This is a genomic window from Spongiibacter thalassae, from assembly GCF_012272835.1.
Classification (GTDB): Bacteria; Pseudomonadota; Gammaproteobacteria; order Pseudomonadales; family Spongiibacteraceae; genus Spongiibacter; species Spongiibacter thalassae.
The window spans coordinates 380,649-401,666 of sequence record NZ_JAAWWK010000006.1; the positions used below are offsets into that span (position 1 = coordinate 380,649).

23 protein-coding genes are annotated in these 21,018 nt (G+C 55.2%); 3 read left to right on the plus strand and 20 right to left on the minus strand.

Features of this window, described 5'->3' with window-relative positions; all coding sequences use genetic code 11:
- Positions 1-174: 174 nt before the first annotated feature.
- The 10 genes from HCU74_RS17135 to rfbB form a co-directional block, all read right to left on the minus strand.
- On the minus strand, positions 175-1,278 hold the full coding sequence (locus HCU74_RS17135; protein WP_168451629.1) for an aminotransferase class I/II-fold pyridoxal phosphate-dependent enzyme: 1,104 nt from the start codon (positions 1,276-1,278) through the stop codon (positions 175-177).
- 78 nt (positions 1,279-1,356) lie between these two features.
- Positions 1,357-1,791, minus strand: coding sequence for a sugar 3,4-ketoisomerase (locus HCU74_RS17140; RefSeq protein WP_168451630.1), 435 nt, complete (start codon positions 1,789-1,791; stop codon positions 1,357-1,359).
- A gap of 2 nt (positions 1,792-1,793) precedes the next feature.
- Entirely contained in the window at positions 1,794-2,771 is a 978-nt protein-coding gene (locus tag HCU74_RS17145) for a glycosyltransferase (protein ID WP_168451631.1), read from the minus strand.
- Between the two features lie 41 nt (positions 2,772-2,812).
- Entirely contained in the window at positions 2,813-3,751 is a 939-nt protein-coding gene (locus HCU74_RS17150) for a glycosyltransferase family 2 protein (protein WP_168451632.1), read from the minus strand.
- Between the two features lie 406 nt (positions 3,752-4,157).
- Positions 4,158-5,195: a hypothetical protein gene (locus HCU74_RS17155; protein ID WP_168451633.1), complete on the minus strand. Its 1,038-nt coding sequence runs from the start codon at positions 5,193-5,195 to the stop codon at positions 4,158-4,160.
- 66 nt (positions 5,196-5,261) lie between these two features.
- Positions 5,262-6,053 (minus strand): glycosyltransferase family 2 protein, encoded by a 792-nt coding sequence (locus HCU74_RS17160; RefSeq protein ID WP_168451634.1) that lies wholly within the window; start codon positions 6,051-6,053, stop codon positions 5,262-5,264.
- Between the two features lie 15 nt (positions 6,054-6,068).
- A complete protein-coding gene (rfbD, locus tag HCU74_RS17165) occupies positions 6,069-6,941 on the minus strand; it encodes a dTDP-4-dehydrorhamnose reductase (RefSeq protein ID WP_168451635.1) in 873 nt (290 codons plus the stop codon).
- Positions 6,938-7,507, minus strand: coding sequence for a dTDP-4-dehydrorhamnose 3,5-epimerase (rfbC, locus tag HCU74_RS17170; RefSeq protein WP_168451636.1), 570 nt, complete (start codon positions 7,505-7,507; stop codon positions 6,938-6,940). Before rfbC ends, rfbD begins: the two co-directional genes overlap by 4 nt.
- A 100-nt stretch (positions 7,508-7,607) precedes the next feature.
- Positions 7,608-8,489 carry a glucose-1-phosphate thymidylyltransferase RfbA gene (rfbA, locus tag HCU74_RS17175; protein ID WP_168451637.1) on the minus strand — a complete coding sequence of 294 codons (882 nt, stop codon included), beginning with the start codon at positions 8,487-8,489 and terminating at the stop codon, positions 7,608-7,610.
- A gap of 49 nt (positions 8,490-8,538) precedes the next feature.
- Positions 8,539-9,618 (minus strand): dTDP-glucose 4,6-dehydratase, encoded by a 1,080-nt coding sequence (gene rfbB / locus HCU74_RS17180; protein WP_168451638.1) that lies wholly within the window; start codon positions 9,616-9,618, stop codon positions 8,539-8,541.
- Positions 9,619-10,013: 395 nt separating this feature from the next.
- On the opposite strand from rfbB, the gene HCU74_RS17185 reads away from it, so the two are divergent.
- Positions 10,014-11,153 (plus strand): glycosyltransferase family 4 protein, encoded by a 1,140-nt coding sequence (locus HCU74_RS17185; RefSeq protein WP_168451639.1) that lies wholly within the window; start codon positions 10,014-10,016, stop codon positions 11,151-11,153.
- Positions 11,154-11,169: 16 nt separating this feature from the next.
- Here the strand turns inward: HCU74_RS17185 and HCU74_RS17190 are convergent, their stop codons facing one another.
- The 6 genes from HCU74_RS17190 to HCU74_RS17215 all read right to left on the minus strand — a co-directional run bounded on the left by HCU74_RS17190 (position 11,170) and on the right by HCU74_RS17215 (position 16,848).
- The gene (locus HCU74_RS17190; RefSeq protein ID WP_168451640.1) at positions 11,170-11,991 is read right to left on the minus strand and encodes a glycosyltransferase family 25 protein; all 822 of its coding nucleotides are present in this window, start codon (positions 11,989-11,991) and stop codon (positions 11,170-11,172) included.
- 81 nt (positions 11,992-12,072) lie between these two features.
- Positions 12,073-12,771 (minus strand): YrbL family protein, encoded by a 699-nt coding sequence (locus HCU74_RS17195; RefSeq protein ID WP_168451641.1) that lies wholly within the window; start codon positions 12,769-12,771, stop codon positions 12,073-12,075.
- The gene (locus HCU74_RS17200) at positions 12,768-13,811 is read right to left on the minus strand and encodes a glycosyltransferase family protein (protein ID WP_168451642.1); all 1,044 of its coding nucleotides are present in this window, start codon (positions 13,809-13,811) and stop codon (positions 12,768-12,770) included. The genes HCU74_RS17195 and HCU74_RS17200 overlap by 4 nt, the downstream gene beginning before the upstream one ends.
- Before the next feature lie 49 nt (positions 13,812-13,860).
- Complete coding sequence (locus HCU74_RS17205) at positions 13,861-15,003, minus strand: glycosyltransferase family 4 protein (protein ID WP_168451643.1); 1,143 nt, start codon at positions 15,001-15,003, stop codon at positions 13,861-13,863.
- Positions 14,996-15,952, minus strand: coding sequence for a mitochondrial fission ELM1 family protein (locus HCU74_RS17210; protein WP_168451644.1), 957 nt, complete (start codon positions 15,950-15,952; stop codon positions 14,996-14,998). The genes HCU74_RS17205 and HCU74_RS17210 overlap by 8 nt, the downstream gene beginning before the upstream one ends.
- 8 nt (positions 15,953-15,960) lie before the next feature.
- On the minus strand, positions 15,961-16,848 hold the full coding sequence (locus tag HCU74_RS17215; protein WP_168451645.1) for an LpxL/LpxP family acyltransferase: 888 nt from the start codon (positions 16,846-16,848) through the stop codon (positions 15,961-15,963).
- A gap of 185 nt (positions 16,849-17,033) precedes the next feature.
- Here HCU74_RS17215 and HCU74_RS17220 point away from each other — a divergent pair, with 185 nt between their 5' ends.
- Positions 17,034-17,408 (plus strand): diacylglycerol kinase, encoded by a 375-nt coding sequence (locus HCU74_RS17220; protein ID WP_210425347.1) that lies wholly within the window; start codon positions 17,034-17,036, stop codon positions 17,406-17,408.
- A gap of 114 nt (positions 17,409-17,522) precedes the next feature.
- Positions 17,523-17,795, plus strand: coding sequence for a 30S ribosomal protein S20 (gene rpsT / locus HCU74_RS17225; RefSeq protein ID WP_168451646.1), 273 nt, complete (start codon positions 17,523-17,525; stop codon positions 17,793-17,795).
- Positions 17,796-17,898: 103 nt separating this feature from the next.
- Here rpsT and proB read toward each other — a convergent pair whose 3' ends face one another.
- From proB to rplU, 4 genes are all read right to left on the minus strand, one after another.
- Positions 17,899-19,026 (minus strand): glutamate 5-kinase, encoded by a 1,128-nt coding sequence (proB, locus tag HCU74_RS17230; RefSeq protein ID WP_168451647.1) that lies wholly within the window; start codon positions 19,024-19,026, stop codon positions 17,899-17,901.
- A gap of 57 nt (positions 19,027-19,083) precedes the next feature.
- Positions 19,084-20,277, minus strand: a complete 1,194-nt coding sequence (cgtA, locus tag HCU74_RS17235; RefSeq protein WP_168451648.1) for an Obg family GTPase CgtA — start codon at positions 20,275-20,277, stop codon at positions 19,084-19,086.
- Between the two features lie 98 nt (positions 20,278-20,375).
- Positions 20,376-20,633, minus strand: coding sequence for a 50S ribosomal protein L27 (rpmA, locus tag HCU74_RS17240; RefSeq protein ID WP_168451649.1), 258 nt, complete (start codon positions 20,631-20,633; stop codon positions 20,376-20,378).
- Positions 20,634-20,651: 18 nt separating this feature from the next.
- Positions 20,652-20,963 (minus strand): 50S ribosomal protein L21, encoded by a 312-nt coding sequence (gene rplU / locus HCU74_RS17245; protein ID WP_168451650.1) that lies wholly within the window; start codon positions 20,961-20,963, stop codon positions 20,652-20,654.
- Positions 20,964-21,018 lie beyond the last annotated feature (55 nt).

Consider the following 21,018-nt stretch of genomic DNA (forward strand, 5'->3'; position numbering starts at 1 on the left):
CCTACCCCTGTCCTGAAAAGAATTTTCGGACACCTTGAAACGATCAAAAGCAGCTGCCTAGCATACCTGATTCATTCACGACCGTAGACCCGCTTTGTCGGGATTAATCACACCAGCCTATATAAGAGGGGAGCGGGGTTAACGGCAAATCCCTGCACAATGAGACCAATCAACTCAGATCGACCAACTATTACAAGCGTCTATGACCTTCTGCACGTCGTCATCTGACATGCATGGACTTATGGGCAGGCTGAGCAGCTCATGCTGGAGTCGCTCGGTTAGCGACAAATCGAGAAAACGCAGGTCCGGCAACGCCTTCTGCCGGTGAGGCGCAATCGGATAATGCACCATTGTGGAAACACCACACTCCTGCAGATGGCGCATCAGCGATTCTCTGTATTGGGTACGAACTACGTACAAGTGATAGACATGCCCGCCAGCTTCGCCTGGATCGGGTAATAGTATTGCGTTATGGCGCAAGCCCTCAGCGTATTTCGCGGCAATTTCGCCGCGACGCCTGTTCTCGCTGGAAAGCCCGGCAAGCTTGACCCGCAAAATAGCGGCTTGCATTTCATCGAGACGGCTATTCACACCAACATAATCGTTTTGGTACTTTTTCTGGCTACCATAGTTAGAAAGTATTCGGACAACTTCGGCTAACTGCTGACTTTGTGTCGTAACAGCTCCACCATCCCCCAGCGCCCCGAGATTTTTGCCGGGATAAAAACTAAATGCCGCCGCATCCCCCCAACTGCCCGCACTTTTTCCATTCAAAGACGCACCATGAGCCTGTGCAGCATCTTCCAGTACAAGTAATTTGTGTTTCTCGGCTAGCGCGCAAAGCGCGGGCATATCTGCAAGCCGGCCATAAAGATGAACCGGGAGCAACACTTTCGTTCTTGCCGATATCGCCGCCTCTGCTTTTTCCGGGCACAAGTTAAAACTGCGCTCATCTGGATCCACCAATACAGGAACCAATCCGCTATTTTTAACCGCAAGCACCGTTGCGATATACGTGTTACCGGGTACGATTACCTCATCCCCGTCATCAACCAGGCCAAGCTCTTTCCACGCATTCAACGTAAGCGTCAAGGCATCCAGGCCATTCCCGACACCGACCGAACAGGCAACATTACAAAACCTGGAAAATTCGTCCTCAAACGCCTCAACTTCACAACCACGTATATACCAGCCCGAGTCAATCACACGGGTCACCGCCTCGATCAAGCTGCTACGATACTGCGCATTTATCGATTTCAGATCCAAGAAGGGAATCACAAACTTCTCCGTCGCAAAAATACAGAATCAGGGCTGATCCATACCACCCGCTGAAAATACCAATACATACTGAAAGAATTAGCCAACCAACCGTAAAAATTCACTATAGCTACGAACATAGTCGTTTTCGTTGTAATAGTCGCTCGCAAGGACGAGTAGCACACAGTCACTACTAAAGTCGTGCATTTCCCGCCAAACAACCCCTTCAATCAGCAAACCCTTATCCGGAGAATTCAGAATAGTGTCTTCGCGGCATTGGCCATCATCCAGCAGCACACGACAGCTCCCCGACACACAAACAAGCACCTGCTTTAGCGAGTGATGAGCGTGAAATCCGCGCGACACACCCGCCTGGGTGCCAAAAATGTAATACACACGCTTCAGAGGGAACGGCAGCGATTTTTCTGACTCCAACGCAACCAGCGATCCACGGTCGTCACCACGGACAACCAGATCGAGGATATTGATTAAGCCCTGCCTACCCTCATTTTTATCAGACGGCGAGTTCTTCATCCCTACAATCCTTCCAACTTGATCGCGCGTAAAAACTTCCACTCCGCACTGACCCCTGACACCAATGCCATTGGCCGCCTGAAAAAATCAAGAACCAACAACCCCGGTTTACGATAAAAATTCACTCGCACGTTCAGCCGCGCACAACGCTTCTCTATTTTTGCTATCAATTTCGCTACGCCAAAACCCACTCGATCGCGATGCTTGCGCAGATCATCTCTTCGCTGTGAAAAGGTGTCACGCTCAAACTCTAACCTTGCAATTCTTTGCGCAATTTTATCTGCGCCATTCAACATTGAGGCCTGAGAGGATATTCCTACATTTACTCGGTAATATAACAACGCCTCATCGACATACACTGCGCTACGACACAAAGCAGCCCTGAACCCCATAACCAGATCTTCATAAGTCCCACGGTAGTTTATCGAGCCAAATGTAGAAATTAGCTCACGGGACCATGCGCCGCTGGCCCCCAAATAGATACTTGTCGAAAACAGCGCTTTTTCCACACTGGGAACACTTTGAATTTCCACATCCGGAGCTTCACCACCAAGCACATTGCCGTTCTGATCAATAGTCTTCGCTTTAGAACACAGCAACATTGGGCGGTCGTTCGCCAGATACGCCTCAACCAAACGGGAAACGCGCGAGCTAAATGAAATATCGTCCCCCGCGGCCAGCACCACCAATTCACCGGAACCAAGTCTCATCGCCACATTCACATGCTCGATCAAGCCCAGATTCTTGTCGTTACAACGCAGTGTTATTTCAAAGGGGCCCTGATAAGCCTCAACCATACTTTTCGCTCGAAGATATGTGCCATCTGTTGAGCAATCGTCTGAAATAATAACCTCAACGCTAGGATAATCCTGGCAAAGCACTGCAGAAATCGCCTCTTCTATATAGTCTTCCTGATTATACGTCACCATCAGCAGCGTTACTTTTACATTATCGCTCGACGCTTTTTCCATATTTTCCATTTTTCTCGCCACGCTAGAATACTTTTAATTAACAACCTTGATCAGGCAAAAGGAAGCAGAATGTAGTACCACCTTCCCCGACTTAATCTTTTCGCAATTTTTTCCTCATTCTTATATATCGGCAGGAATTTTTGCTTGTGATGCAACAAAAAGCTCCTCAGCTTCCAATTAATAAACGTTGACGTATTGCGCTGATACAGCTCTTTCAACTCTGTGACGAGCTTTTGATCACTTTCACGAAGCAAGCCGGAATTGATAACAACTGAAATTGTCTGCAAGTGCTCCAACTGCCTGTCCATATACCGATCATGGCGCGATTTCTTTTTCCCTGACGATCTTCCGTATACAACGTTATTTCCATGAGACCTATACAAAGAAAGTACCGCGTCGCAGGCCTTTAGCCTCCCCTTCGAAGCCGCAGCAATTGCTAACCACTGATCGTGATACTTCATCTTTGCCAGCGAATGGTGCGCCAGATCAAAAAGCTCTCGCCTTATAACACTCGCGTGCCCAGTGACACAGTTGGTAAAGAGCAAAGCAAGCGCACAGTCACCCTCAAGCCTACGCACCTTTCGACCAGGAAACTCAACATCCAAAGGACGGCCTCCGGCGTCGACCACCGAGACATTCGAGTAAACCATCAGGTTACTACCTATCTCCCCCAGCAAATGCTCTATTTTATTCTCAAACCAGATGTCATCCTGATCTGCAAGAGAAATAAACTCTCCTCGGCAAGCTGAAATTGCCTTTTCAAAATTCCTTACAAAGCCAACATTGCACTCATTACGATGAACCCGAACTCTATCGTCCCGACGGGAATAGCGATTCAGTATAGCCATGGTTCCATCACTGGAGCAGTCATCGAAAACAACCACTTCAATGTCGCGATACGTCTGAGCGAGTATAGAATCCAGCTGCTCCTCAAGGTACGCCTCACCGTTGTACGTACACATGGCAACTGACACCAATCGCTTAGTCATCCCTTTTCCAACTCCCATTCATGCTTGTGCACATAATTCAATTCATTCTTAGCAAACGAGTCAGCGAAAGCAGCTTTCATTACTGCACACCCAAATACACCAAAGCTTTAAAAAGCTTCGATGTGTTTCGCATCAAACAACAAGCAGGTATTTTTATAAGCAGAAACATAACGCTCAAATACTACTATTGAGCAATGTCGACATATTCACCGGCTACTCCGACACACTACAGCGTCTCTGCGCAGTGGAAATATGCGAAAAGCGCCCGATATACAACGCTTTTACACCTACACAACAGAATCCCTTCCAGCTTGCCCTGACATCCCTCAGATCACATTCGAAATTTACTTTTTCAACCCATCACGGTCTGAAGAACACGAATGTTAATTACGCTCGAATTAAGCGGCTATCCTCCCTCTATCATCGAAATCAGATAGCTTCTCTTGAGAAAACTGGAGGACTTAAGTTTTTTTTCATGGATCTGGCGACCGATTAGTAGAAACGCCAACCTGTCCAACGCAGCGCCCCGCTCCAACGTAAAATCCCACAGCGAGGCAGGAGGCTGATTAACATCTATTTTTTCCACGCAGCCACCAAACGACGCAATGCCGTCACCAACGGCTATCACACTTTTATTGTGCATAGCTGACTGTAGTAAAACGGTAGAATTAATCCCTAATACCAGCCCAATTTCATCAAAACGAGAAAATAAAGTTTCATTCGCGGGCTGGTACGTAACGTTGCTCAGATCAGGCAAACCCTCCACCGGCGCGCGCGGGTGCGGGCGGACCAGGAACTTAGCCTCAGGGTATGAACTACTTAACCACCGAACGAATTCTTCCATTTTGGCAAATGGCGATGATTCTGTGATATTTGTATCACTCTCATCCTGAAGCGGAACAAATACGTATTTATTTCGATCGGGCGGCTCCATATCGAAATCAGGTACTCGCTTATAAAATGGCAACGAAAGATCAGCCCTCAAAATTTTCTTTCGTAATTTGAGGAAAGCTGCACGCTGGGAGTTTTCTAGCTTGCTGTCACTCCAACGACTTATCCTTGCCTCAGCATTAGTTCCCAGGTCATCAAAATACACATTATCCCTTTGCGGAAACCAGCCTAGCTCGGAGAAAATCAAACGTACGGATGGGTTGCAATCACGCAATACTTTCTTCGTTAGCTGATCCTCCTGCCGGCGTCCTCCCCATATGAACGCCACGTCCGGGCGAATTTTCTCAACAAACTCCGGAAATGCAATATCTTTATGTGTTGTATATGTGAGTCCTTTTAGCCTTCTATGCCTCGCACTTTCATGGATATAAAAGTATACGTCATACCCCAAGCCCCGAAGGCCTTGGTAAAGATAAGAATATGTCTTGGTGACATGCCCATATCTCAATTCCAAATCTTCGAAACTCGCCGCGACAGTCAATAGAATTTTCATATACTTCAAGTAACCTGGTTAGTTCTTGATGAGAAGTTACCGCCCCTTACTCAAGCGATATAACGGCTAGCTCGGCGCCACCGACTTCACTCCCTCCAGCTTGGCCTTCGCCCGGCGATAACGCCGAACACCAAAGGTCGCCAAAGCGACCAGGCAGCGCCGACGATTGGCCGCGACGAAACGATCAATGGCCGCTTGTCCGAGGCCATGTTTCTGCGCATACAACACATATGAACGTCCGCGATGAAAGTGAATAAATTCGTTAACCGCCTTGCTTCTTTCCGTTGAGCCACCACCCACATGGGGTATGCTCACATTGCGACAATGAATGACCTTCAAGCCCGCATCCTTGGCGCATTTGCAAATATCTTTGTCTTCTTCATACAGGAAGAAGCGCTCGTCAAAGTAGCCCACGTCGTTCATCAGCGTGGTATCCATCAACAACACTGCACCAATCAGCCAGTTAACCTCTTCAACGTCGCTGTTCGCTTCAGGCTGTAGAGCAGGCCCGGCAATTGCAGCCTCTCGCTGCTGTAACTCCGCGAGCAAGTCTCGCACCCCGGCCTCGCTGAGTTCAGTATCGGGATTGAGCACCAACACATAGCGCGTATCCGCCGCTGCGATTCCCCGGTTACAGGCAGCGCCAAAACCGAGGTTTTTATCGTTTTGGAGTAATTCCACTTCCGGGTAATTTTGAAGTAGCTTGGCGGTGCCGTCGGTACTGGCGTTGTCCACCACCAGCCAACGCGGCACCGCCTCTGTCGCACTGCGGCAATAAAATTCGATATGCGACGACAACACCGTCGCGCTGTTATACCCCACCGTGACGAAGGTGAGCTGTTCCCGAAGATCCTGCATAACCTGGGCTTTACCTCAAATTGTTCTACACAGCGCAGGAAGAATCCCCCGCCAATCACTGGCCGCCACGCCATAGTCCCGCTCGAATTTGTCACTCGACAGCACCGAATACGCCGGCCGCTGTGCCGGGGTCGGGTACTCCGCCGTGGTAATCGCCTTGACCTGTGGCGACTGGCTCAGCACGCCCTGCTCTACCCCCTGGGTAAAAATGGCTCGGGCGAAGTCGCACCAACTTAGCGCTATGTCACCTCCGTAATGATATATGTCATAGTGAGCCGTGTCTGCGTCGTAGCGCTCAACCACTCTCCGACAGGCCTTGGCAATATCCCCGGCGTAGGTTGGGCAGCCCATCTGATCTGCCACCACGCCCAGACTGTCCCGCTCCTTGGCCAGGCGCAGCATGGTTTTGACAAAGTTGTTGCCGTATTCGCTGAACACCCAGGCGGTACGCAGAATCACGTGCTTCGGGTTGTGTTGGGTCACCTGTTGTTCGCCGTCCAGTTTGGTTTGGCCGTAGACCCCTTGAGGGTTGGTGGGGTCGGTTTCCACATAGGGGGTGGTCTTGCGGCCATCGAAGACGTAATCGGTAGAGATGTGAATGATCAGCGCGTTCTGGCGGGCAGCGGCTTTGGCCAGATTCGCCGGACCATCGACGTTGATCTGTCTGGCCTGCTCCTGCTCGGATTCGGCTTTGTCGACCGCGGTGTAGGCCGCGGCATTGAGGATGACATGCGGGCGGTGTTCATCGACGAGGGTATTCACGGCCTGCTCATCGGCGATGTTCAGGCTTTGGCGATCGAGGGCGATCAGGGTGTGGTCGCTATCGGCGAACACGTCCTGAACGCAGCGCCCCAGCTGGCCGTTGGCCCCGGTGAGGAGGATTTTCATCGGCGTTGCTCCACACCCAGTTGCTCACACAGCTGCTTGAAGGTCGGCGCGGCGGCGTCTTTCTCGGAGAGTTTGAATTCCAGCCCGTCCGCCTCGGGCCAGGTAATGGCCAGGTCCGGGTCGTTGTAGACCAGCGCCCCTTCGTCGGAGGGGTCGTAGTAGTCGGTGCATTTGTATTCGAAGTCCGCCACGTCGCTGAGCACCACAAAGCCGTGGGCAAAGCCCGGCGGCACCCAGAACTGGCGGTGGTTGTCTTCAGAGAGGATCACGCCTTCCCACTGGCCAAAGCTGGGGGAGTCCTTGCGGATGTCTACCGCCACATCGAACACTTCGCCACGTACCACCCGCACCAGCTTGCCCTGGGGTTTGGCCTTCTGGAAGTGCAGGCCGCGCAGCACGCCCTTGCCGGAGCGGGAGTGGTTGTCCTGCACAAAGGGCAGTGTGATGCCCGCCTGTTCCCGGTAGCGGTCAGCCTGGAAGGTTTCCAGGAAGAAGCCCCGGTGGTCGCCAAAGACCTTGGGTTCGATAATGACGCAGTCTTTGAGTTTGGTTTGAATCACATTCATGGCGGTGCTCTTTGTCCCGTTGCGGGCGGTGCCCGCGTTGTTTCTGTGCAATGTGCCTGCAGGGTTTGTCAGGGCTAGTGGTCTGCACTACCTGTCAAAGTTACTTATAGCCCTCAGCCACCCGCTGCAGGTATTGGCCATAGCCGGTTTTCCTGAGGCTGTCGGCCTGCTCCAGCAGGGCTTGCTGGCTGATCCAGCCCTGGCGGTAGGCGATTTCTTCCAGGCAGGCGACCTTGAGGCCCTGACGGTGTTCGACGGTTTGCACGAAGTGGCCCGCCTCCAGCAGGGAGTCGTGGGTGCCAGTATCCAGCCAGGCAAAGCCTCGGCCCAGCACTTCCACGTTGAGCTTGCCCTGCTTCAGGTAGGCCATGTTCACATCGGTGATTTCCAGCTCGCCGCGGGGCGAGGGCTGGATGTTGCGGGCAATTTCCACCACGTCGTTGTCGTAGAAGTAGAGGCCGGTCACCGCATAGGGGGATTTGGGCTTGGCGGGCTTTTCTTCAATACTCAGGGCGCGGCCGTTGTCGTCGAACTCGACCACACCGAAGCGCTCGGGATCGGTGACGTGGTAGCCAAACACCGTGGCACCGCTCTCTCTGGCCACCGAGGCCTTGAGTTTGTCGCTGAAGTGCTGGCCGTAGAAGATGTTGTCCCCCAGTACCAGGCTGACGTTGTCCTGACCGATAAAGTCGGCACCGATGGTGAAGGCCTGGGCGAGGCCGTCGGGGCTGGGCTGTTCTTCGTAGCAGATATTGATGCCGAATTGGCTGCCATCACCGAGCAGGCGCTGGAAGCCGGGCAGGTCGGTGGGGGTGGAGATCACCAGGATGTCGCGGATACCGGCGAGCATCAATACCGACAGGGGGTAGTAGATCATCGGTTTGTCGTAGAGCGGTAGCAGTTGTTTGGAGCAGCCCATGGTGATGGGGTGAAGCCGGGTGCCGGAGCCACCGGCGAGGATAATGCCTTTGTAGGGTTTCATAGACGTCCTGTGCTGACGGTCATTGTCATAGTAAAGTCGGGGGCAATGCTTAGGCGGTTTCGCCGAGTCTGGCCAGCTGGTAGTCGCCGGAGAGCACCCGCTGCCACCAGGCCTCGTTGTCGAGGTACCACTGCACGGTTTTGCGAATGCCGCTGTCGAAGCTTTCCTCGGGCACCCAGCCCAGTTCCCGCTGGATTTTGCCAGCGTCGATGGCGTAGCGGGCGTCGTGGCCGGGGCGGTCGGTGACGAAGGTAATCAGGCTGGCAAAGCCACCCTCTTTGCCCGAGGCCAGGGAGTTGGGGTTGTTCGGCGCCAGTTCTTCGAGCAGGGCGCAGATGCTTTGCACCACGTCGAGGTTTTTCTTCTCGTTGTGGCCACCGATGTTGTAGGTCTCGCCTACCTCACCCTCGCACACCACCTTGAACAGGGCACGGGCGTGGTCTTCCACATAGAGCCAGTCGCGAATTTGGCTGCCGTCGCCGTAGACCGGCAGGGCCTTGCCCGCCAGGGCGTTAAGGATCATGTGGGGAATGAGTTTTTCCGGGAAGTGGTAGGGCCCGTAGTTGTTGGAGCAGTTGGTAATCAGCACCGGCAGGCCATAGGTGCGGTGCCAGGCGCGGACCAGGTGGTCGGAACCCGCCTTGCTGGCAGAATAGGGAGAGCTGGGAGCGTAGGGGGTGGTTTCCAGAAACAGGTCGTCGGTGCCTTCAAGATCGCCGTAGACTTCGTCGGTGGAGATGTGGTGAAAGCGAAACGCGGCTTTGCCCTCGGCATCAAGGCCGCTCCAGTAATCCCGAGCGGCTTCCAGCAGGGTGTAGGTGCCGACGATATTGGTCTGGATAAAGGCGCCGGGGCCGGTGATCGAGCGATCCACATGGCTCTCTGCGGCCAGATGCATCACCGCATCGGGCCGGTGCTCGGCAAACAGAGCGGCCATCGCTACGCCATCGCAGATATCGGCCTGCACAAAGGTGTAGCGGTTGTTCTGCAGGTCAGCAGGAATAGACTCCAGATTACCCGCATAGGTCAGGGCATCGACATTTACCACCGAGGCGTCACTGTCGGCAAGGATGTGACGCACCACGGCACTGCCGATAAAACCGGCACCGCCGGTGACGAGGATTTTCATTGATCTACCTTTTCCAATTCCAGCATTTCAACCGGGCATCGCCCAATATCCCGACAGAGTAATGCCCCTTTATTTGGACCACTATTGCACAGTATTTTAATGTTGCGCAAAAACAAGCTCGGGGCCGCGATTGTACAGAATCCCCCTCGACTAATCACCGCAGACCGCCTGAGACCGAGCCAACAGACATCAAAAGACCAAGAATTACCGCGACGCCAGCAAAGAATTGCCTCCCGCAGATATTCAAAGTCAGCTCTGCGTCTGAGACACTAGCTCGCAACCCCAAGTAAAACAGCTCCAGACAAGGGCAGCTTAGCAAATTTGTTAGACCATTAACTACCGCATATCTGGACTCCAGACGGCCACCGCCAGTCAACATCACTAACAGGACCCCCATGCCAGCCACCGAGATCATCATCAGCACCCAAAACTTTCCCCCCGCGGCGGGCGGCATCCAGAACTATATGTATGAGTTGGCACTGGCATTACACGAGCTGGGGAATCGCGTCACCGTATTTTGCGACGCCCCCAAAATGCCCCAGCAGGAAGAATTTGATGCTAACCAGCCCTTTGACATTGTTCGAGTAGGTGGCCCCAAAGTCATTCGCCGCTTGAGCAAAGCGCGCCGGGTGATGCGGCAACTCAGGCAGGCGTCGCCCGCTTTGCTGATTTGCGACAGTTGGAAAAGCCTCGAGCATCTGCAGCCGGCAAAGCTCAAACAGGTACGCAGTCTCTGTATCGGTCACGGCATGGAGTTCCCCCAACTTACCAACGGCAAAAAACAGGGCAAAAAGCAGCAACGCATCCAGGGCGTGCTGGCGCGGGCACAGGCTGTGTTGGCGAACTCCCACTTCACCGCGGGGCGCATCAAGCCCTACGCACCGGACCCCTCGCGGATTCACATTCTCCACCCCGGCGTGCGCCGCCCCCTTCCACCCTCGCCACAGGACGTGGCAAAAATCGCCCAGTGGGTCGACGGCCACCAACCGATCATCACCACTGTGGGCCGCCTTGAGGCGCGCAAGGGCCAGGACAAGGTGATCGAATTGATTCCAAGGTTGGTGCAGCAGTACCCGACTCTTCGCTATTTGATTGCCGGCAGCGGCCCTCTGGAAGACACCCTCAAGCAGCGGGTAGACCAGTTGGGCATTGCTGAGCAGGTCAGGTTCTGCGGCAGGATCAGCGACTCTGAGCGCGCGGCGCTGCTACAGCGGGCGGATATTTTTGCGATGCCCTGCCGGGCAGTGGGGGATTCAGTGGAAGGCTTTGGTATTGTCTATATCGAAGCTGCCATGTTTGGCGTACCCAGCCTTGCCGGGAGGCTTGGCGGCGCGGGAGACGCTGTCCTCGACGGTCAGACCGGGCTGCTTTGTGACGGCGACAACGACGACGACATTTTCGACAAGATAACAGCCCTTATCGCCGCCCCTGCGCGCACTGCCGCGATGGGCCAACAAGCGCGACAACGGGCCGAGTCGGAGCTGCAATGGCAAACCATCGCCAGCAAGCTGCTGGCGATCAGCGAAACAGTTTAAGGCCAGCTAGCAGCCCCTAGCGGATTCGACGGGTTTTGCCCTGAACCCCTTCCGGCATTGACGCGGGCTGGAAGTCCCGGCGATGCGTGAACATATAGCTATGCCGACGAATACTGAACCACAGTTTAACCGGGTGAAAGAGCAGGCGCTGCCACCAACTGGGCCCCTGCGCTTTTGTATCCGGTACTTTTTGCACACTGGTTTCATGTTCCAGCTCGTACACGGTATGGGGCTCGACACCGCACACCTGCAAATCAAACAACCAGAAATGGTCAAACAATTTGTCTACCGGCTCGTAAATTTCCAGCGCACAGTCGATAAACTTTTTCATACCCCGGCGATTCATCAGGTAGGCCTGCGCGCCGACAGCCCCCCGCTCAGGACGCACCAACTTATAAGCCACCCCCGACGAAGCAACAAACTCCCGCAGCGTTTTGCGGCGGCGCAGACGCAAGGCCATATAACGTACCAGTTCGACATCATCCTTGGCAGATTCGAACAGCACCTCGGCAAAATCGTCTTCAATCACCACGTCGTCCTCGAACAGACAGACATGGGAGTAGCCCTCGTCGTAGGCCTTGCGCACCGCACGCAGGTGAGACAGGTAACAGCCCATTTCACTATTGGTCAGCAATTTACGGTGCCGAATCAACGACAGCGTCTTGTTTAATCGCTCATCGCGCTCCAGCGGGGGCATGGCGTCTCGGCCATCGACTGCCGGGAAAATTTCCGCAGACAATCCCTGCTTTTGCAGCGACATCAGCAGTTTCACGGTATTTTCCGCTTCAGGGTTAAGACTGATTACCCAGCAGGCCAGCTTCATCCAATTGTGCTCCATAGTGTCATTCAGGCCTTTACCCAAAAAGCTGATAAAGCTTTAGTGCAAACACCTACGGATCTGTTATTTATAATCGGCGGCCTACGCCGACGTTCCGTTGTGGAACAAAAAGCCATGCATCCCCGGCCCGCGCCCCTGCGCCTTATCGTCAAGCAGCTCGGCGATACGCTGATGCAGGTTATCTATCTTGCGTTGGACTTTGCGCCGCTGCATAAACGCCGGAGTACGGTGCCCTGGTAGCAAACCGGCGTTACCCACGCCATCGATCAACACCAGGCGCCGAATCCGCTCGCGACCCTCGCCATCGGTGTCGCACTGCACCACCAGGTTGTGGAGGATCAAGTCCCGCGACGGCACCAGATATTCCAGCCAGTGCTGGCAAAGGGTGGCCACAGCGGCCTGGCACTGGCTATCGTAGTCCTTTTCCCAAAGATACTGTTTCAGTGACAGGGAAACCGCCCCGTTATTATCGCGAATCAGCTCAGAACTGAGACCCTTGCCCATATCAGTGTCAACGTAACCGTAGCAACGGCTGATATGGGCAAAAATTCCGTCGTCGTAGTAGCGTTCAAGTGCCGTCATCACTCGAAACTCGTCGAGGTTATCATCGAAACTCGACAGAGGTTTAAGGTTCTTGGGGAAGCCTTTACTGCGCCGGCGCTCCTCAATGCTGAAATCCGGCCGGCGCACCTTGATACAGCGCGCTGCATCAGCCGGATCAATATAACACCAACGATTTCCCCCCGCCGCGAAGGGCTCCAGCGCCTTCAGCTCAATCATGCCTTGTCACTGCCGTCAGGATTGATATTCCGCGCCCACACATAGTCGTAACTGAAAGGCTGGGCCAGTGTCGCCTCGATAATGTAGCGGGAATACAGCGAGGAGTTCAGCTCGTCGTGGAAAAACTTGCGCGCCCGTGCTGCCCAGTCGCGGCGCTTGCCATCGTCATGGTGAAAGTCGCGGATTTTGCCGATCAGGTCCTGCTCGTCATCGAAATACACCAGTGTTTCCGCCGGCACATATTCGTCAAAGCCGCCACTGCTGTGGGCAAATTGCAGCACGCCATTGCCACCGAGTTGCGACATGCGATCAGAGGTATACCAGTGATCCCCCTCCTGCCGATTAAGATTGAGCGCCATTCGGGTCTGTGCCAGCACCTTGTCGTAATCAGGCCCCCACACCGGCGGCTCGCCAAAGCTGCCGTAGGTTTTAAAGTTCATCTCGCCGCCGACGGCGTCCTTGATGTTTTTCACCATTTCCAGGCGTTTGGTGAATTTGGTGGCATTGCTGCAAAACAGTAGGTCGATGGGCAGATCGGTGCGCTGGGAGTTATCAAGGACTTCAACCGTGGGCTCCACCGGGTTGGGAATATAGTACAGGCGTGCCCCGAGCCCGGAGTAGCGACGCAAATCCCGCAGCCCGGTGGTCACAAACACCGCATCAACCACCGAAGCAAAGGCCGCAATGCGATCGCTGTTCGACGGCACGAAAAGCGGGTCGCAATTACAATGAATCAACAGGCAATCAGGTCGGCGCTGGCGAATCAGCTTAAGGGTGTCCACGGTAATAATATCGGTGTGGCCGATAACTATTAGGTCGGGTTCATTGCCTTCAACCATCTCCAACAACCGGCGGTTGGCAGCTTTATAGCCCAGCGCCCGAACACCCAGCGGCGCCTCAAAGGCTGCTACGTCGCGGTCGGAAAAGCTGCGCACATAATGATTGTTACGGATAAAACCGAAGCGCATTTTCTCCGCCCAACTAGAACGTATCGGGCCGAAGGTGCGCAGGCGGTCGTAGTCTACGTGCAGGATTTTCATGGTGTGTCGATATCCCGATCAAATGCCCTATTAGCGCAAGTCACTGCCATCATCCCCTGTCGCCCTTGGCCAACAGCTGTCGATATACGCCAATGGTGCTGCTTGCCTGACTGTCGAGGTAATAACTCCTGGGGAGTGTGATCTCGACGTCAGCGTCGATAATTTGATCCACCCTCGCCGCAAAATCGACAATATCGTCGGGTGCCACCAGCCCTTGGGGAAAGCCCGCGTTGAGGGATTCGCTCGCCCCGCCGCGGTCGTAGGCCACGACCGGCGTACCCGACGCCAGAGATTCCGGCACGGTGCGACCAAAGGGCTCTTCTTTGTTGGACATGTGGCAAGTGACTGCGGCCAAACGGTAAAACTCTGCAATGTCGCTGCGATGACCGACAAATGTCACCTGCTCGGCGAGACCAAGTCTATCGCGCATGGCCAGCAGTTCTTCGAGATAATGTTGCTTGCCCGGCTCGGCATCGCCAACCACTACACCGTGACAATCTGGCCGCAGGCGCACCAACCGCGCCATCATATCGAGAAAGGCCTCCTGGCCCTTCCAACGGGTCAAGCGGCCCGGCATAAGAATAATTTTCTTGCCCTGCAGCCGGGGAAACACGCTGTACAAATTTTTCTGCCACGCCGCTATATCCAGCGTCGGACTGAAAGCCTCGGCATCCAGCCCCCTGGGGATCAGCGTGATTCGAGCGGGATCAACCCGATAATTATCCAGAATATAGCGTTGCACACAGTCGGAAATAGCAATGATATGCTCTGCGCGGGCCATTACCGCGCTGTAGAAATTGACCGAATACATACCGTGAAAAGTGCTGACCAGGCGAGGCCGCGTTAGCGGATTCATACCTCGCCAGGCCAGCCACGCGATCCACGCAGGCACCCGCGATCGCACATGGATGATGTCGGCATCAAGGGACTCCAGCAGACGGCGCATGGGCCGTACCTGCCACAGCGAAGCCAGCGATTTGCGGTGCACTGGCAGGGAAATATGTTCCGTTCCCTCCAGCTTGAGGCGTTCAACCATGCGACCGCCATTGGAAATCACCACCGAATGGTGACCCCGGCGTACCAGCTCCCGGGCAAATTCCACGGTGCCACGCTCCACCCCACCGGAGTTCAGCGCCGGCAGTAACTGCACCACTTTCAGTGGACGTACAGAGGGTTCTTGCAACTCAGTCATTGGGCTGTCGTCTCAATAAGTTTGCCAGCAACCAATCGGCGGCGCGGTCGGCCTCCCACAGCGGCTGCGACATATTCGGCAGCGGCTGAGCGGCGTCGTGCGACTCCCAGGCAACGGCCAGGCCGGCTTCTACCACTTGCTGCATACTGCGGGTCACCCGCGAGTCCCGAGCCGCTTGCAGATGCAGCAAGCCGGTTGGCGCTGCAGAACTGATACTCTCATACACCATGGACACACTGTCGCGACTCACCCACACCTGGCCCGCTTCGGCAAGCTGCCCCTGCAACCAACCGCCGCCGCTGTGCCCAAAGGGCATCACCTGCACATTTTCCAGGTTCCGCCTGGCCAGATCCGGCAACAGTGTTTGCGGGCTGCGTGGCGAGTCCGATACCTGCCAGTGTACTTCGGGCCGGGCCTGAGCCAGGCTGACGATCTGTTCAATAATGTCATCACTGTGCCAATGAAAATGCTTGTTCAATCCACCAAGCAAAATCAGCCCTCGGTGCGCATCCCGCCCTTCGCGATGGGGCACAATCGCATTCAACACCCCCTGGGTTGGCAGCACATTGTCACGGGAAGGCGGCGCATCGTGAGTGGGTACAATTGCCGCACTGAACCAGCTCAACGGCCAGCTCGGCTTCATCAACACCACAGTTTTGGCGCGACAAATCCAGCCCGCCCACAACAAGGGAATGTGGCAGCGGCTGCCCGCGGCGAAAACGGCATCGGGCAGGTCATTGCTACCAAACTGGCGCAGCAAACCGTCTCTACCGGTTTTTTTGAAGCCTTTCAGCGTGATATTTAACCAGCGCACGTCGCATTCGCGCTTGGCAGACAGTCGCTCAGCCAGCCCCTTCAACTGATTGAGGTGGCCCAGTCGACCATCGGTGATAAACCACAGGCGCAGGGGCTCGAGGGAAGCGGTGCGCAATGCCTCGGTATCTGCCATCGATCCTCTCAGTACAGTTTTTCGGCGCCCGGGGGGCGGGTTTTAAAGCGGCGGTGAACCCACATATATTGCTCGGGCACCAGGCGAATATTTTCCTCCAGAGTGGCATTGATCAGCCGCGCATCTGCTGCGGGGTCATCGCTGGGAATCGCCAGTGGTATCGCTACCAAACGAAACCGACGCCCTTGATTCAAACGCTGTTGCTGAATATATACCACCCGCGCTCGCCCGCCTTTGGCCAGGGTAGAGGTCGCGATGGTAGTGGCCGCCGGCACCCCGAAAAAGGGCACAAACTCCGCCGACTTGATACCGTAGTCCTGATCAGGCAGATAGAACAGTCGGTTACCCTGGCGCAGGCGTTTCAATGCACGCTTCACATCCCGGCGATGGATCGGCTCACCGTAACGGGCACGAGCCCGACTGAATACGTGCTCCAGCACCGGATTTTTGTGTTTGCGATAGAACGAGTCGGCAGGAAAGCGCGACGCAACCAGAGCCCCACTCACATCCAGCGACGTAAAATGGGTGCCCAGCACAATGATCCCCTGACCATCGTCTTGCAAATGCTCTTCACCCACCAATTCCAGCTCGATACCAAGGCGGTCTATCGGCGTAAACCAGCACCGCAGCGTTTCCATGAGGCCAATACCTTGATCCTGCATGGTCTTGCGCAACAAAGCCTTCTGCGCCTTGTGATCCAGCTCCGGCATACAGTGGCGCAGATTGGTGGCAGCAATATGACGCCGCCGTGGGGCAAAGCGATAAAACAGCTCGCCTAGCGCTTTACCCAGGCGATAGTTGACCCGCTGGGGCAGCTTGGCCAGTAGATACATCAAGCCCACGGCCAACCAGGTTGGCCAGTGCGCTGGCGCGAATAATTGTCTCTGAATTGTCATTGTCCCGGTATTACACTATTACTACATCTACATACAAAAGTTTCTGCCTGTGACAGGCATCACGCCAAGCAAAAGCATTGTAGAATAAGGCCGGACTCAGCGAGCGGCATTGTACACTGATTAACAGCGGACTCCGAATGTCTGCATACCAATGAACCCCTGTATACAGAGAGCATCGACGCCCCATGATGAACAAACCCGGCCGCTCTGGTCTGTCGCGCATCCTCGACGCCACCAATTATTCACGCAAAGGCCTGCGCGCGGCATGGCGCCACGAAGAAGCCTTTCGCCAGGAAGCCATTCTGGCGATGATTCTGTTTCCCACCGCTTTTTGGCTGGGACAGACCACGATTGAACAGCTTTTGCTTATCATTCCGGTCGCGCTGGTGATTATTGTGGAGCTGTTCAATTCAGCCATTGAAGCCGCCATCGACCGCATCGGCCCCGAGCGCCACCCCCTGTCGGGTCAGGCCAAGGACATCGGCTCCGCGGCGGTGATGATTAGCCTCGCGCTGTGCCTGTTAAGCTGGGGCATGATTATCGTCGATCGCTTCTTTTAGGCGAGCCACAGAGAAATTACCCCGGAAAGATCAAACAGCACTTGACATGGGGACGCTCAGAATGAATAATCCACCGCCTAAATTTTCAGCGCAAGTTTTCGAGGAGTAACAAGGGTGGCAAATTCCCCGCAAGCAAAGAAACGCGCACGTCAGGCGGAGAAACGTCGCACGCACAACGCCAGTCTGCGCTCCATGGTTCGTACTTACTTGAAAAAAGTAATTACGGCAATTGAATCCGGTGACCAGGAAGCTGCGAAAGCCGCTTACGCTGCTGCCGTACCTGTTCTTGATCGCACAGCCGATAAAGGCATTTTCCATAAGAACAAGGCATCTCGTCATAAGAGCCGCCTTAATGCCCGCATCAAAGCAATGGGCGAAGCTGCGTAAGCTTCTTCACCCCTGCGCCTCGAGCTGACCGACTACGTCGAACAGCTCGCATAAAAAAAGCCCCGCACTCAGGTACGGGGCTTTTTTTATGTCTCGCGAAAGATTACACCAGCACCATATTATCCCGATGAATCATCTCTGGCTCAGACAGGTAGCCCAACACATCGGCAATGGCGGCCGTAGACACACCGACCAGCTTGCGCGCATCCTCCGCACTGTAATTCACCAGCCCTCGCGCCACTTCGCGCCCAGCGGGATCTACACAGGACACCAAATCGCCGCGCTCAAAAGCCCCCTGCACACCCGTCATACCCACGGGCAACAAACTGCGTCCCTGCTGACGCAACACCTGGGCAGCACCGGCATCGACCACCACACTACCACGCACCCGCAACTGTCCGGCCAACCACTTCTTGCGCGCTGCCAGCGGCGGCTCCTTGGCCAGCAGCAGCGTACCCAAAGACTCCCCCGCGACCGCGCGACACAACACTTCATGCTCCCGACCACCGGCGATCAGGGTATCGGCACCGGAACGAGCCGCCAGACGGGCCGCGCGCAGCTTGGTTAACATGCCACCACGCCCCAGACTACCCGCACTGCCACCCACCATTGCATCGAGACTGGCATCCGCGGCATCGGCCTCGGCAATCAAAGTCGCCCCGGGGTTACTGCGGGGATCACTGTCAAACAAGCCCTGTTGGTCGGTAAGAATCACCAGACTGTCGGCATCAATCAGATTGGCCACCAAGGCCGCCAGAGTGTCGTTGTCACCAAAGCGAATCTCGTCGGTGACCACGCTGTCGTTTTCATTCACCACTGGCACTACACCCAACTCCAGCAATGTGAGCAGCGTATTGCGAGCATTCAGATAGCGATCCCGAGCGGAAATATCATCATGCCCCAGCAGTATTTGCGCAGTCTGCAAGCCATGCTGGCGAAAGCGGGCCTCATAGGCCTGCACCAGCCCCATCTGCCCCACCGCAGCCGCCGCCTGCAGGCGATGCAAGTCCGCAGGGCGCTCACGCCACCCCAGGCGAGTCATCCCCTCTGCAACAGCGCCAGAGGACACCAGCACGACCTCTCGCCCCTCTGCACGCAGCGATGCAATTTGCGCCACCCAGGCGTCCAGCCCCTCAACGCACAAACCCTTGCCGTCGTTGGTCAGCAATGCCGAGCCAATCTTCACCACAATACGCCGCGCCTCACGCAACTGCTGACGACTATTTACCACTCTGTCTTCCTTCGCACCGACTGACCATTCTTCCCCGGTAATTCTCTGCACGAGCGCCTACGGCCGATAGATGACCTCAACCTCGTCATCATCATCGTCCTCATCATCATACTCTCCCTCGGCCAGCTGGCGCGCCCGACGGGCCGCTGCCTGCGCTGCAATACGCTCCCGCGCCTCCAGCTGCATGGCCTCCTGAATACGACGCTCCTCCTCCGCCGCCTCGGGATCCTCGGCAAAACGCGCCTTCTCCGACTCCACGAACTCCAGAATATCCTGACACAGGCGCTCGGTATTGGTGGCCGAAATTGCCGAAATGCGATACACCGGCCCATCCCAGCTCAGATTTTCCAGCAGCTCCTGACAGCGCGCCTCGCGCTCGTCTTCCGGCAACAAATCTATCTTGTTCAACACCAGCCAACGGTCCCGCTGTGCCAGCAATGGACTGAAGTTCTCCAGCTCCTCGGCGATGATTTCCACCGACTCCTCTGGCACACTGCCGTCGTAGGGCGCCATATCCACGATATGAAGCAGCAAGCGGGTGCGAGTCAAATGCTTGAGGAAGCGCACTCCCAAGCCGGCACCGTCCGCCGCCCCTTCGACAAGACCGGGAATATCGGCGACAACAAAGCTGCGGTGGGGCTGCACGCTTACCACCCCCAGATTTGGCACCAAAGTCGTAAAGGGATAATCCGCCACTTTCGGCTTCGCCGATGACACCGCACGGATAAAGGTCGACTTACCAGCATTGGGCATACCGAGCAAACCGACATCGGCCAATACCTTCAGCTCGAGGCGCAGCACCCGCTCCTCTCCATCACTACCCCGGGTAAACTGACGGGGAGCGCGATTGGTACTGGACTTGAAACGGGTATTGCCAAGGCCGTGAAAACCGCCCTGGGCAACCTTGAGGGTATCGCCGGCATTGGTTAAATCCCCCAACACCTCCCGGGTATCCTCATCGATCACGGTGGTCCCCACCGGCACATCCAGCACCAGATCTTCGCCACTCTTGCCACGGCAATTGCCGCCCCGACCAGGCTCCCCTACGGGGGCCTGATAGTGCTTGACGAAACGGTAGTCCACCAGGGTATTCATGCCGCCATCGGCACGTAAAATAATGCTGCCGCCATCCCCGCCATCACCGCCGTCGGGGCCACCCCGGGGAATGTATTTCTCGCGGCGAAAGCTCAGGCAGCCATTGCCACCACGCCCCGCTGCGACACGGATTACTGCCTCATCGACAAATTTCATTGCTCACAGACCTCGGTGGTGGGGTTCTTAATGCTATCTACAGAAACAAAAAAGCCCCGTCAACCGACGGGGCTTTCACAGTACTAAAGAGTCGGACTTCAGGCAGCAACGATGCTGACGAATTTACGATTCTTGGGACCTTTAACTTCAAACTTAACTACGCCATCTGCCTTGGCAAACAGAGTGTGATCTGTACCCAGACCAACGTTCTCACCCGCATGGAAACGAGTGCCACGCTGACGAACAATAATGCTGCCCGCGCTAACGACCTGGCCGCCGTAGCGCTTTACACCAAGGCGTTTACTTTCGGAATCGCGTCCGTTACGGGTACTACCACCAGCTTTCTTGTGAGCCATGAGTTTCTCCTCGAGTTCTTAAGCGCTGATACCAGTGATTTTCACTTCGGTGAACCACTGACGGTGACCAGCCTGTTTCATGCTGTGCTTACGGCGGCGAAACTTGACGATTTTCACCTTGGCGTGACGACCCTGAGAAATAATCTCTGCAGTCACTTTGCCACCCTCAACGTAGGGCGCACCGATTTTCAATTCTTCGCCGGTTTTAACCATCAACACCTTGTCAAAGGTAACAGTTTCGCCAGTGGCGATTTCCAGCTTTTCCAGCTTGAGGGTTTCACCCTCTACAACGCGGTGCTGCTTACCACCGCTTTCAATTACTGCGTACATGGGCAAATATCTCCAAGAGCCTGCTTGCAATGCATTTGAGTGTTTGGCCGTTATG